The sequence below is a fragment of the Pseudarthrobacter sp. alpha12b genome (genome assembly GCF_054130495.1).
Genome location: NZ_CP196746.1, coordinates 3,264,457 through 3,277,665, shown reverse-complemented (window position 1 = coordinate 3,277,665; position 13,209 = coordinate 3,264,457). Strand labels below are relative to the sequence as shown.

Annotated in this window: 10 protein-coding genes; 3 read left to right on the top strand and 7 right to left on the bottom strand. The window is 67.0% G+C overall.

The window, feature by feature from the left end:
- Window positions 1–42: 42 nt before the first annotated feature.
- A complete protein-coding gene (locus tag ACTAQI_RS15165) occupies window positions 43–2,874 on the top strand; it encodes an AAA family ATPase (RefSeq protein ID WP_457946934.1) in 2,832 nt (943 codons plus the stop codon).
- Between the two features lie 28 nt (window positions 2,875–2,902).
- On the opposite strand, the gene catC is transcribed toward ACTAQI_RS15165, so the two are convergent.
- The 4 genes from catC to ACTAQI_RS15145 all read right to left on the bottom strand — a co-directional run bounded on the left by catC (window position 2,903) and on the right by ACTAQI_RS15145 (window position 6,703).
- Entirely contained in the window at window positions 2,903–3,181 is a 279-nt protein-coding gene (catC, locus tag ACTAQI_RS15160; RefSeq protein ID WP_457946933.1) for a muconolactone Delta-isomerase, read from the bottom strand.
- A 29-nt stretch (window positions 3,182–3,210) separates the two neighbouring features.
- Complete coding sequence (locus ACTAQI_RS15155) at window positions 3,211–4,311, bottom strand: mandelate racemase/muconate lactonizing enzyme family protein (protein WP_457946931.1); 1,101 nt, start codon at window positions 4,309–4,311, stop codon at window positions 3,211–3,213.
- The gene (locus tag ACTAQI_RS15150) at window positions 4,308–5,252 is read right to left on the bottom strand and encodes a LysR substrate-binding domain-containing protein (RefSeq protein ID WP_457946929.1); all 945 of its coding nucleotides are present in this window, start codon (window positions 5,250–5,252) and stop codon (window positions 4,308–4,310) included. Before ACTAQI_RS15150 ends, ACTAQI_RS15155 begins: the two co-directional genes overlap by 4 nt.
- Before the next feature lie 80 nt (window positions 5,253–5,332).
- Complete coding sequence (locus ACTAQI_RS15145; RefSeq protein ID WP_457946927.1) at window positions 5,333–6,703, bottom strand: MFS transporter; 1,371 nt, start codon at window positions 6,701–6,703, stop codon at window positions 5,333–5,335.
- A gap of 330 nt (window positions 6,704–7,033) precedes the next feature.
- On the opposite strand from ACTAQI_RS15145, the gene ACTAQI_RS15140 reads away from it, so the two are divergent.
- A complete protein-coding gene (locus ACTAQI_RS15140) occupies window positions 7,034–7,732 on the top strand; it encodes a maleylpyruvate isomerase family mycothiol-dependent enzyme (RefSeq protein WP_457946926.1) in 699 nt (232 codons plus the stop codon).
- A 75-nt stretch (window positions 7,733–7,807) separates the two neighbouring features.
- On the opposite strand, the gene ACTAQI_RS15135 is transcribed toward ACTAQI_RS15140, so the two are convergent.
- Window positions 7,808–8,785, bottom strand: coding sequence for an ABC transporter substrate-binding protein (locus ACTAQI_RS15135; protein WP_457946924.1), 978 nt, complete (start codon window positions 8,783–8,785; stop codon window positions 7,808–7,810).
- Between the two features lie 324 nt (window positions 8,786–9,109).
- Here ACTAQI_RS15135 and ACTAQI_RS15130 point away from each other — a divergent pair, with 324 nt between their 5' ends.
- Window positions 9,110–11,443 carry a chromosome segregation ATPase gene (locus ACTAQI_RS15130; protein WP_457946923.1) on the top strand — a complete coding sequence of 778 codons (2,334 nt, stop codon included), beginning with the start codon at window positions 9,110–9,112 and terminating at the stop codon, window positions 11,441–11,443.
- Window positions 11,444–11,545: 102 nt separating this feature from the next.
- On the opposite strand, the gene ACTAQI_RS15125 is transcribed toward ACTAQI_RS15130, so the two are convergent.
- A complete protein-coding gene (locus ACTAQI_RS15125) occupies window positions 11,546–12,244 on the bottom strand; it encodes a type 1 glutamine amidotransferase domain-containing protein (RefSeq protein ID WP_457946921.1) in 699 nt (232 codons plus the stop codon).
- A gap of 47 nt (window positions 12,245–12,291) precedes the next feature.
- A complete protein-coding gene (locus tag ACTAQI_RS15120) occupies window positions 12,292–13,164 on the bottom strand; it encodes an aldo/keto reductase (protein WP_457946920.1) in 873 nt (290 codons plus the stop codon).
- Window positions 13,165–13,209: the final 45 nt, after the last annotated feature.

Sequence of the window (13,209 nt, the reverse complement as noted above, 5' to 3'; positions counted from 1 at the left end):
CGGCACCAGGGGCGCCCGGGCCGCTCCGGTAGGATTGCGGCCATGACAGCGGGCTCCACCCAGGGCGAGATGGCGGAGGACTTCCCGCTGGCGGGCCGGGCCGCGGCGTTCGAGCAGCTGCTGGAAATCCTCCGCACCGTCCGCAAGGGAAAGGTGGGAACCGTTGTCCTCTCCGGCCCTTCCGGGTCCGGCAAAACCGCGCTTCTGGAACTCTTCCTTGACCACTGCCGCACGGCCGCGCGCGGCGTCCGCGTGCTGTCCGCCATGGGGGACGACTGGGAGGCGCAGTTCGCCTTGGCAGGCTACTCCCAGCTCATGCGGACCCTGCCGCTCCGTACGGCAAAGGATTACGACGGCGGCCCGGCCCTGGCGCCGGGGCCCGTCGCCTCCCTGACCCCCGACCAGGTGGTCAATTACGCCTCCACCCTCAGCACCCATCTCGAAGGCCTGCAGACGCACGGCAGCGTGGTAGTCGCCGTCGACGACGTCCACAAGCTCGACGAGGAGAGCCTGCGCATCCTCACCTTCGTCATGCGCAGGCTGCACGACAAGCGGGTCCTGTTCCTGCTGACCCTCAACCCTGTTGACGCGCCCCGCGTCCCTGCCGGTGTCCTCGACTTCCTCACCGGCCACCAGGTGGCCCGCATTCCGCTGGAACCCCTCTCGCCGCAGCAGGTCCAGGACCTGGCCCGGAGCCTGTTCGGCCTGGACCTCAACGCGACGGCGGCCCATGGCCTGGTGACGCACACCGGCGGGATTGCCCAGTCCATCGTGGAGCTGCTCCGTGAACTGCCCCCGGAGACCTGGCAGTCGTGGTTCCCTTCCCTGCCGCCCACCTCCCGGGTTCGTGCCAGGGTCCGCAGCATCCTTGCCGCCGCGTCCCCCGCCCTGGTCGCCGCCGCGGAGGCCGCAGCGGTGCTCGGCCCCGGCGCGGGCCTGGCTGAGGTGGCCAGGGTGGGCGGCCTGGAATCCGTCATGCCGGCGCTCGATGAGGGGCACCGTGCGGGGCTGCTGGGACTGTCCGTGGACCAGTCCCGCTCCGCCGTCGCCTTCCTGGAGCCCGGCACCGCGGAGGCCGTGTACGAACAGATTGTCCCCAGCCGGCGCATTGCCCTGCACCGGAAGGCCGCCGAGGTTGTCCAGTCCGAGGGCGAACAGCTGGGCCACCGCGTTGCGGCCACCCCGGCCGCAGACCAAACCCTGGCCGCGGAACTGGAAGAATTCGCGCGCCGGCAGGCCACGGTTGGGGCGTGGCAGGATGCCTCCACCGCGCTGTTCTCCGCCTCGCGGCTGTCCCCTGATATCCGCGCCCGGAACCTCCGGCTCCTGAAAGCCGTCGACGCCCTGGTCGGCTCCGGCAACGTGGCCCAGGCGCAGGCCTGGGCCGGGGCAGTGGATGCCCTGCCGCCGTCGCCCCTGCGCTCCTCGGTTCTGGGGTACCTGTCTACGGTGTCCGGCCAGAATGACAGCGCCCAAAGCCAGCTGGAGATGGCCTGGCGCACCAGCAATCCGCAGCGTGAACCCGCCGCGGCAGCGCAGGTGGCCCAGCGGTTTGTCCTCCACGGGGTAGCTTCCTGGGACGGTCCGATGATTACCGGCTGGGCCGAACGGGCCATGGCGCTCACGGAGCCCGGAACTCCGGCGCACATCGAGTCAGAGGCCATCTACGGACTGGGCCTCTATGCCCAGGGCCGGATAGCCGACGCCGAGGCCTCATACCAGCGGGCCTCCGCCCAGGCGGCCGAGAATGCCCAGAAGCAGCGCGTGCAGATGGGCGCCGGCTGGCTGGCCCTGCGCCTGGACAACGCCGAGTCCGCGCTGGTGAATTTTGAGTCGGCCGCCCCCACCGAGTACCGCGGGGGATCGCTGCGGATCTCCCTGTGGGCCGAGGCCTGGCTGGCCCGCACCCACCTTGTGCTGGGCAACTGGGACGCGGCCGCCGCCACCATCTCCCGGGCAAGCGTCCGGCTGGAGACCTCGCGGATGCCGTTGATCCGGCCGCTGCTGTACTGGACCGCCGCCGAGCTGTGGTCCATGCGGGGCGACTGGGACCGGGCACGCTACTACGTGTCGCAGGCCGCGGTGCAGCCGGGAACCTACCGGGCCATGCAGGTCCCGGCCAGCTTGGCGCGCGCCCGCTTCCACGAGGCACGGGCGGATTACGAAAGTGCCCTGGCTGCTTTGCAGCCGCTGGCCGAACTGGACCCCTGGACCGATCAACGGGTGTCCTTCTGGCCGTGGCAGGACACCTACGTCAATGCGCTGGTCATGACCGACAAGCTCGACGCCGCAGAGACGTTCCTCACCGCATTCGAAGGAGTGCACCGCGAGCGGGAAGTCCCCTCCGACCTGGCCCGCGTGGCGTGGGCCAGGGGCCGGCTGCTGGCCGCGCAGGGGGACCCGGACACGGCAAGGGAGTACTTCGAGGCGGCGCTGGGACACCTTCGCGGGCTCAACCGCCCCTATCTGCGGGCGCGGATTAGTTTTGCGTTCGGGCAAAGCATGCGCCGGGCCGGAAAGCGCCGCCTGGCGTCATCAGTGCTGCGGGCGGCACGGGACCTGTATGACACCCTCGGTGCGGCCACGTACGTGGAACGGTGCGACCGCGAGCTGAAAGCGACCGGCCTGGACGTGGGGAACCTGCCGGACCCGGCGGACCCGGTGCTCTCCTCAGTGGGCAGCCACCATCAACAGCTCACGGCCCAGGAACAGGCCGTGGCCGAGCTGGTGGCTGCCGGGGCAACCAACAAGGAGGCGGCCCGGGCCCTGTTCCTGGCCGAAAAGACGGTGCAGTACCATCTGACGCGGCTGTACCGGAAGATGGGCATCCGGTCGCGCAGCGAACTCGCGGCCGCGTTCCGGGCCAAGGACTGACCCGGAACGCCCCAGCGCTAACCGGCTGCTACTTGACGTCCGAGGGGTGCTTGGCCAGCGGAACCACAGTGATGTCCATGTACGGGAACAGGGGAAGGTCCTGCAGGATCCCGTGGAGCTCGTCGTTCGATTCGACGTCGAAGATCGAGTAGTTGGCGTACTCACCCACCACGCGCCAGATCTCGGGCCACTTCCCTGAGCGCTGCAGTTCCTGGGAGTAGGCCTTCTCCGTGGCCTTGATTGCGGCGGCTTCTTCGGCAGGCATGCCGGCGGGCAGGTTGACGTCCATATGGACCAGGTACTTCATGGATGACCTCTCGGTGGAAGGGATGGGTGTCAGTCTGTGCGGTAGTGGGCGAGCTTGTCGTCATCCACATCGGTGCCCGCACCGGCACCTTCAGGAACGCGGATCCGGCCGCCGGTGATCGCCAGCGGCTGGGCCAGCAGGTCATCGGTCATATCCAGGTAGTTGGACAGCTCCGCCGCGCGCTTGGCCGTGTGGGCGAAAGCTGCGCCGAACACCACCGAGGCCACCGTGCCCACCTGGGTGTCGATCTGGTTGCCGATGTAGACGTCGATGCCCATGCCCTCGGCCATGCCAACGATCTTGGCGGCTTCGGTGAAGCCGGACCGGGCCGTCTTGACGGACAGGAGGTTGGCCCCGCCGGTGAGGATTTCGCGGGCAGCCTCGCCGAGGTTGGCGGCGGACTCGTCCGCCGCAATGGGGATGGGTGAGTTCGTGACCAGGCGGCGGCGGCCCAGGACTTCGCGGGCGTCGTCCGGCTCCTCAAGGAACTGCAGGCCGAGGTCGGCGGTGCGGCGCAGCACCTCGGCGGCCTCGTTGGCTGTCCAGCCGCGGTTGGCGTCCATGTACAGCTCGGCGTCTTCGCCCAGGCCTTCCCGCAGCACCCTGGCGGCCTCGATGTCCAGGTTCAGTGGACGGCGGCCGGTCTTCAGCTTGAAGGTGTTGATGCCGTAGGTTTCCCGGAACTCCAGTGCCAGTGCCAGGAGTTCCTGGGCGGGTTTGAATCCGAGCATGTGGGAGACCCGCAGCGAGTCGGTGTAGCCGCCCAGCAGTTTGGTGACAGGCTGCCCCAGGGTCTTGCCGATGACGTCCCACACGGCAATGTCCACCGCGCCCTTGGCCGTCTGGTTATGGATGGTCCGCGCCAGCACGCTCTGGATCTTTTCCCGGTCAAAGACGTCGATGCCCACCAGTTGCGGGGCGAAGACGTCCTGCATGACCGCAACGATGGACTTCTGCGTCTCACCGTAGGTATACGGGCGGGGCGGGGTGTCTGCGGTCCCCACCACGCCGTCATCGGTGTGGACCCTGACCAGGACGTGGTCGGCCTCGTGCACGGAGCCGGAGGCGAAATGGAGCGGGTGGCGGTACGGGATCGAGTAGGGGATCGCCTCGATGGCTGCGATCTTCATGATGGGGGGAGCCTTTCATCAGCGGGAGCCGGGTGGGGAGTGGGGGTGCCGGCAGGGGCGGGGGCGTCAGCGGTTGCCGTGGCCACGATGTCCAGGAAGTTCTGCAGCAGGGCCGAGCGGTGGCCGCGCAGCCAGGCGACAGCTAGTTCCACCGGGGGAACATTGTCGATTTCCCGGTACGCGACGCCGTCGAGCTGGAAGGCCCGCACGCTGGACGGCATGACGGCGATGCCACCGCCCGCGGCCACGAACGCCAGCATTGTTGAGGTCTCGCCAACTACCTGGGTGATCCGGGGCTGGAAGCCTGCCTGGCGGCAGAGGTCCGAGGTAATGCGGTTCAGCACGGACTCCGGTGAGTAGGCGATGAAGTCCTGGTCCTGCAGTTCGTGCATGGCCACGGGGCGGTCCACCGCCAGGGCGCTGAAGGAGGGAAGCGCGACGACGAGCGGCTCCTGGGTGACCACGCGGTAGTCGATCTCCTCGGACGCGACGGGGGGACGCAGCAGTGCCGCGTCCAGGGTCCCGTTCCGCAGCCCGGCTTCCATGGACGGCGTCAGCATCTCTCCGTTCAGCGCCAGGGACAGGCCGGGAAGGACTTGTTTGGTAAGGCGCGCGATCCGGGGCATGACGCCGTAGGTTGCCGATCCGGAGAACCCCACCCGGAGGACGCCGGTGGCGCCCTTGCCCACCTGGTAGACATCCGCCCGGAGGGTCTCGACGTCGTTGACGATCTGGCGGCCGCGGTCCAGCAGGAGCTGGCCCGCCGCCGTCAGGTCCACCCGCCTGGTGGTGCGGTTGAGGAGCTGGACGCCCAGCTGGTCTTCCAGTTGGCGGATCTGCTGGGACAGGGGTGGCTGCGCCATGTGCAGGCGCTTGGCCGCCCTGCCAAAGTGGCGCTCCTCCGCGACCGCAATGAAGTAGTTCAGCTGCCGGATCTCCATTGCGGTGCCGCCTCTCCAACCGTTCGGGGTGAGGCGCGATGCAGCCTCATTGATTCATAGAGTAACCATAAAAGGCACTACTAAGATACTTTTTCGATGTAATCTTGTTGCTCCACCGCCGCGGGTATGGCTTCCTCCAGCTTGTGCTGGCGCGGTACCAGGATGGTGACGGCGCCGCCGAGCAGGGCCACCGCCCCGTAGATGTAGAAGGCTGTTGCCCCGCCGATCCCCGCAGCAGCCAGCCAGCCGCCGATGATCGGACCCAGCACCCCGCCCAGCCGGCCCACGCTGGCGCACCAGGCAACGCCGGCTGCACGGGCATTGGTGGTGAAGTAGTTGGACTGGAAGCCGTAGACCAGCACCTGGGTGCCCAGCGTTCCCACCCCTGCGGTGGCGATGAAGGTGAAGAGCAGCGGCAACGGAAAACTGAACGTCATCAGTCCCAGGGAAATGGTGGCGAGGGCAAACGTGGCAGCAATAACCCGCTGCGGTCCGTTCCGGTCGGCCATCCGGGAGGCCAACAAACCGCCCACCACGGCACCGAGGTTCAGGGCCAGCGGGAAGAAGAGGGCGTAGGTCCGGCCATAGCCGTAGCCCTCCATGATCTTGGGCAGCCAGGTGTTGAGCCCGTAGGTCAGGAGGAGCCCGCAGAAGGACATGAGGCCCAGCAGGATGGATGCCACGGCGAACTGGCGGGAGAAGACGGCAGCGAACCCGGACTTCTGCGGGGCGGCACCGGCCTGCCGGATCACCTGCTCTTCGGCGAGCGGCACCCCGGTGCGCCAGGCAGCGGCCAGGGCTTCCTCTTCCCGGCCCCGGGCCAACAGCCATCGCGGGGATTCCGGAAGCTTCCGCCAGGCAATGGGCAGGATGACCAGGAGGGGCAGGGATCCAATGATGAAGAGACCGCGCCAGCCGATGCTGTCCAGGAACGCGATGCCCAGGACGGACGCCAGCACGCCGCCCGCGGGGACCCCGGAGTACACGATCGCGTTATAGAACTGCCGCCGTCCCGCGGGTGCGAACTCGGCCATCGTGGCGCCGGCGCTGGCGATGACGACGCCCAGGCCCAGGCCCGTGGCAAACCGGAGGGTGCCGAAGGCGGTGACATCCGTGGCCAGGGCGGTGGCGAACATGCCCAGGGAGAACCAGGCGATGCCGGCGAGCATCAGCCGGCGGCGGCCGAAGAAATCGCCAACGGCGCCGCAGGCCAGCGACCCCACCAGCACGCCAATGAGGGCCCAGGACCCCAGGAGTCCGGCGGTGGCCGCATCGAAATGACCGATCTGGCCCGCGTCCGCGAGCAGTCCCGGAAGGACGGTGCCGTAGACCACCAGGTCGTAGCCATCAAACAGGAGGGCGGCGCAGATGACGAAAGCCACCCAGTTGGCTGTCCGGGCCTCCTTTCCCGGGTTTCCGGAGATCGTGGATTGGGGGTGCGGCAGCGTCATGGCGCATGTCCTTTCAGGGGGCGGGTGTGGAGGCGTTGTGGTCATTTGGATTGATCCGCACGGGGGCCTCGGGAACCCAGCCTGACAGGCAATGTGACGCAGGGCATATGAGGTAAATACCCGGTTTCCCGCCGGGGGTGCATTGTGCCGTTTCCGCATATCAAAGGGGTTGTTATTGCGATGGATCCAGCGGGAACAGGCCAAATGCACCCGGCAGCAGGGGCATCCCGGCGGCGGCGGGAGGGCCGGTCTTAGTCCATACGCGGCCGGTATGAACCAGGCGGCCCGTAACCATGGCCGGGGTCACGGCGACGCGGTTAGGCTGGCGGAATGATCAATCCAGCACGGCTGCACTCAGACCTGTCCCGCCTGGGCCGGGAGACGGATATGTTCCTTGCCACGGTCTCCTCCTTGTCCGATGAAGAGCTGGCGGCTCCTTCGCTGTGTGAAGGGTGGACCCGGGCCCACGTCATCGCGCACGTCGCATCCAGCGGACGTGCCCTGGTTGGGCTGATCGACTGGGCCACGTCCGGGGAGGAACGCCAGCTGTACGCGTCCCCTGAAGCGCGCTCGGAGGCTATTGCCGCCCTTGCTGCCCTGCCGCGGGAGGAACTCCTGGCTGAAGTCCAGGACTCGGCTGCCGCTTTCGCCAGTGAAGCCCAGCGGTTGACCGGAGAACTTGCGGCCCCGGAAGTGAAGGTGGGCGGGCGGGACCTGCCGGCCACGTCGATTGTGGCGCTGCGGATTGCCGAGGTGGTGGTGCACCACCATGACCTGGAAACCGCCTGGACCATTGAGGAGGCCGACCCCGATTCGCTGCTGAACGCCATCGAGGCCGTGGTGCGTGCCATGCGTGCCAAGGGGGCGCCAGGGATGACGCTGGTTACTGAGGAACGCGATGAATGGGTCATCGGTGACGGCGCCCTGCGGGTTGAGTCGGACCGGGAGGGCCTCCTGAAATGGCTGGCACGCGGCGACGGCGCGGACCTCGAAGCGACGGGCCCGGTTCCCGCACTGCCGGCCTGGTAAAGCCAAAGAAAATCCCCGCCGGGCGCTGGCGAATCGCTGGCGCATCCGGCGGGGATCCATTCGTCGGCGGGACGCCTACTTCTTGGGCAGGCCCGCCGGGTTCAGTTCGGACTTCTGGATGGCCTCGGAGGAGAGGCCCCAGCGGTCCAGGATCTTGGCGTAGGTGCCGTCCTCGATCAGGTGGTTCAACGCGGCCTGCGCAGCGACGGCCAGACCGTTGCCCTTCTTGGTGGTGAAGGCGATCTGCGCGGTGAGCGGCCAGCCGCCGTTCAACGTGCCCACCTGCTTCGTCTTCCCGTCCTGCGCCGCCTTGTAGGCGGCGGCCGCGTTGGGTCCGAACGTCAGGTCCGCACGGCCTGACTGAAGTGCCAGGCTCGAGGCGGAGTCGTCGTCGTAATACTGGAACTCGACCGGTGCCAGGCCGTTCTTCTTGTTCTCCTCGTCCCAGCGCACCAAAATGGCTTCCTGGTTGGTGCCGGAGCCCACGATGATCCTCTTGCCCGCCACGTCCTTGGCTTCCTTGATCTCCCCGATGGTGGAGTCGCCCTTGGCGTAGAAGCCCAGCAGGTCGTTGCGGTAGGTGGCGAAGTCGAACTTTTCCTTGCGCGCCTCCGTGACGGTCACGTTGGAGAGCACGGCCTCGTACTTGGACGATTCGATGCCCAGCGGCCAGTCCGCCCACGCCACGGGCAGCACCTCGACGTCCAGCCCCAGCGCCCCACCCACGGCATAGGCGATGTCCACCTCGCTGCCGATCAGGGTCTTGTTGTCCGTGGCGAACAGGCTCAGCGGGGCGGCGCCGCCCGTAGTCACCACGGTGAGCTTGCCGTCGGCCTTGATGGCTTCCGGCACGAGCGCAGCCGCGGCGGGATCGGCCGGGACCTTGAAGCGGTCCTGTTCCGGGGACAGGTTGAAGGTCCTGCCGGCGGAGTTGGTGGCGGACGACGACGGTGCTGTCGCCGCCGAGGCGCCGGGGTCGGCGCAGGCAGCCAGTCCCAGCAACGCTGAAACGGTAAGGGCCACGACGGCGGCCGGCTTGGGTTTGATGGCCATGGTTCCTCCTTGGAGGTGGGTGGGGATGCGGCGGAATGTGCGCGTTGCAGCAACTATCCGGCAGCCCCGGAAGGGGAAGCAAAGCCCTCGAAACGCTGGGATACAGGGAGTAACGGCGGTTAACCGGAGGACCGCGGCGGTCATATTCAGCCCGTCCGCGGACGCTTCGCCACAGGGCCTCGTGACACAGATTCAGCAGAAAGCGAGTACCCGGGCGAAAAAGACAGGTGGTGGGTACGCGTGTTCTCCGCCCATGCCGGCTCCTACGGTTGGGCTATAAGGCGGCCAGAGTGGGCCGCTGCAACGGTCTTAACAGGAGCTCGCATGCGCACTTCCCCGTCCAAGTCCCTTCTTACCCGTCGCCTCGCTGCTGCCGTGGTCCTGCCCGGGCTGCTCACCACCAGCCTGGTTCTGGTCCAGCCGGCCGTTGCAGGAACCGGCACGTCCCCCGGAATCTGTAACGGCGTGGTGAACCAGCTGGCGCACCGCGGCGCGGTCCAGGAAAACCTCCTGAAGGCCGCGGCCAAGAAGAACGCTGACGCCATTGCTGCCCGGCAGGCGGAGAAGGCCACGTTGCAGGCCCAGGCGGATGCATTGGCCGCGCAGAAGGCTGACGCGGAGAAGGCGCTGGCTGACCTTGCAGCCCAGGAGACGCAGCTGGACAGCCAGGAAGCAGCAGCACAGGCGGAGGTGGACAAGCTTACTGCCGAACAAAAGAGCCTAAGCTCCCAGGTGGAGGCCGCGAATGCCGCCCTCACCGACCTACAGAACCAGCAGGCAAGCGTGGCGAGCCAGGTGGGGCAGTTGCAGGATGAACTCGCAACAGCCCAGGCTGCCGCCGCCTCGCTCAAGGACCAGGCGGACAGGCTCGGTGCAGAGCTGGTGGCCAACAGCACGGCCATTGCGGCTGCCCAGACGGAGCGCGCCGCGCTGCAGAAGACTGCGGACCAGGCTGCCTCCGACCTCGCGGCCAAGGAGACCCAAATCCAGCAGGCCCAGGACCAGCTGGGCACCTTGACCGCTCAAGCACAGCAGGCTGCCACAGCGGTGGATGCTGCACAGACGGCAGTCACTGACGCCGAAAATCAGCTGAAGGTACTTGAAGCTGCAGGAACCACCGCGGCCGCGGACCTTCAGGCGCAGCAGGAGAAGGTGGATGAGGCCAAGGTGACTCTGGCCGGTCTGCAGGACGCGGCCGCAGCCGCCAACGCAGCTGTAATCGCCAAGAAGGATCAGATCGCGGCGGCGCAGGCAGAACTCACGGCCCTGCAGTCCACGGCCTCCACCGCCCAGGCGGCGCTCGACGCCAAGAATGCGGAGATCGCCGCGGCCCAGACGGACCTGTCCACCCTTCAGGCCAATGCAACGGCAGCCGCCAAGGCTGTCAGCGACAACAACGCCAAGATCACTGCCGTGAACGCTGACATAACCAACCTCCAGAACCAGATCTCCACGCTGAACAGCCAGATCACCACGAAGCAGGCCGCGCTGACCCAGGCCCAAAAGGACCTGGTTGCGCTGCAGGTAACGAAGAGCAGCCTGGAGACACAAATCGCTGGCCTAAACAGCCAGATCAACGCGATCAACGGCAATTCCAAGGAAAAACGGACTTTGCAGGACCAGCGCGACGCTGCCGCAGCCCAGTTGGTGACGGTAAACAGCCAGATCGCTGACAAGACCGCTACCATCGCCGCGCTCCAGGGTGACCTCGCTGGGCTCCAAACCCAGGTCAATTCGCTGAACAGCCAACTGGAGGCCAAGCAGGCAGAAAGCAGCAGCCTGCAGCAGAAAGCCGGAACCCTTCAGGCAGCGCTCGACGCCGCCAATGCAGCGGTCGCTGCAAAACAGGGCGACATCGCAACCCTCAAAACCCAAGTGCCCGCCCTGCAGGACGCCGTGAATCAGGCCAATGCCGCGGTGGCCACCAAGCAGGCCGAGCTCGCCACGCTCCAGGGCCAGCTCCCGGCACTGGAACAGGCCGCGAAGGACGCTGCTGACGCGGTGACGGCCCAGCAGCAGGTGGTGGCAGACCTCGAAGCTGCCTTGCCCACCCTCAGCGGGAACGTGGACCAGGCCCAAAAGGCCATTGCAGACCAGAAGGCAGTGCTCGACGGCTTGAACGGCGCCTTGGCCCAGGCAAAGGATGACCTGGCTGCGGCCAACACCGCGGTGCATGAAAAGAATGCCGAGATTTCCGACCTGCAGGCCCAGCTTCCGGCACTTCAGGCAACGCTTGACGGGGCCAATGAAGCTGTAGCCACGAAGACCAGGGAAATCAACTCTCTCAACCAGATCGGTGACAGCCTGGTAACCCAGATCTCGGCACTCAATACCCAGATCGCCACCGCTGAAACCAACGTCCTTGACCTGCAGGGACGGGTGAAGCCCCTGCTGGACCAGCTCAACAGCCTCAACGGACAGATCACCGCAGCAGAGGCCAACCTGGCATCCCTGCAATCGCGGCTGACCACCGTCGACACCCAGCTAACCGCCGCCCAGGACACTCTTCGGACCCTCCAGGCAAAGAAGGGGAACAACACGGACGCAATCAAGGCACAGAAGCTGCTGGTGGCCGGACTGCAAACCCAGCTGGCGGACATCCAGAAGCAGATCTCGGCGATCGATCCCACGATCGGGAACGGGGGCTGCGCCGTCTAACCCAACGGTATGAAGACCGGTGCCCAATGACGTGCGCCGCAAGGAGGGGACCAGCTCATTGCGAACTGGTCCCCTCTGCTATTGCCTAAAAGCTGTCGTTGCCTAGCCCAGGGCCTTCAGGACTTCCTTGGCCACGTCCTCGCTGGACTGCGGGTTCTGCCCGGTGATGAGGTTGCCGTCGCGGACCACGTTGGAGGTCCAGGCGGCACCGTTTTCGATCACCGCACCCTTCTCCTTGAGCGCGTCCTCCACCAGCCATGGGGTGTTCTCGCCGGTCCCGCCGCCAAGCTCCTCCTCGTTGGTGAAGACGGTGAGGCGCCGGCCCTTGAAAGCGAACCCGCCGTCGTCGTCCGTTGCGCTCAGCAGCCCGGCGGGGCCGTGACAGAACGGCGCGATGATCTTGCCGTCCTTGTTGGCTGCCACCAGCAGGCGGCCCAGGTCGGCGTCCTTGTAGAGGTCGGCCATGGGGCCGTGGCCGCCGGGCATCACCACGGCGTCATAGGTTGCGATGTCGACGTCGGCAAGGACCAGCGGGTGCGCAAGCTCGCCGTCGATCTTGGCCAGGTAGTCGCGGAAGCCCTGCGCCCGTTCCTCGCCACCTGCGGACTCTGCCGCCAGGCTGACCTGGTCCACGGTGGGCTTCCTGCCGCCGGGCGTTGCGATGTGGACCGTGTTGCCGGCCTCGATGAGGGTCTGGTGTGACACCACCAGTTCCTCCGCCCAGTAACCGGTGGGGTGTTCGCTGCCGTCCTTCATGGTGAGGGAATCTGCGGCCGATACGACCATCAGGATGTTTGCCATTGGTGTTTCTCCTGTCTTTAGTGACGTGAGTGGCTGGAAGCCGCTTGCTACTTGCCGGCTGCTTCCAGCTCAGCGTACGTGGCGTCGTCGAGCGTGATGCCCGCTGCGGCCATGTTCTCTTCGAGGTGCTGCACGGAGCCGGTCCCGGGGATGGGCATCATGACCGGGGAGCGGCGCAGCAGCCAGGCCAGGGCCACCTGGGACGTGGTGGCGCCCAGGCGCTTGGCGGCCTCGTCCAGCGGGCCGCCCGGCTTGGCCAGCTCGCCCGCGGAAATCGGCGCCCAGGGGATGAATCCGATGCCGTTCTCCTCCGAGTAGCGCAGCACGTCCTCGGAGCTGCGGTCGGTCAGGTTGTAGCGGTTCTGGACCGTGGACACGGTGAAGTGCTTCCCGGCCGCTTCCAGTTCCGCCACGCTCACCTGGGACAGGCCCAGGGCGCGGACCTTGCCTTCGTCCTGGAGCTCGCGCAGCACGCCGAACTGCTCTTCGGCGTCCACCTTGGGATCGATCCGGTGCAGCTGCAGCAGGTCCAGGGTGTCCACCTTCAGCTTGCGCAGGCTCAGCTCGGTCTGCTGGCGCAGGTATTCCGGCCGGCCAACGGGAATCCACTTGTTGGGCCCGGTGCGGGTGAAGCCCACCTTGGTGGCGATCTTCAGCCCCTCCTTGTACGGGTGCAGGGCCTCGGCGATGATTTCCTCGCTGACGTTGGGGCCATAGGAATCGGCGGTGTCGATGAAGTCCACGCCGAGTTCGACGGCGCGGCGCACCACGGCCACGGCCGCCCGGCGGTCTGCGGGCTCACCCCAGACACCGTCACCCACGATGCGCATGGCACCGAAACCGAGCCGGTGCACGGTTCCCAGGTCCTTGAGGTGGATCGTTGCGGTCAGTTCCAGCTGGTTCGTTGAATCATGGCTCATAGGGGCGGCAACATCATCAGTGTGCTGAGTATTCCGTCGAAGACG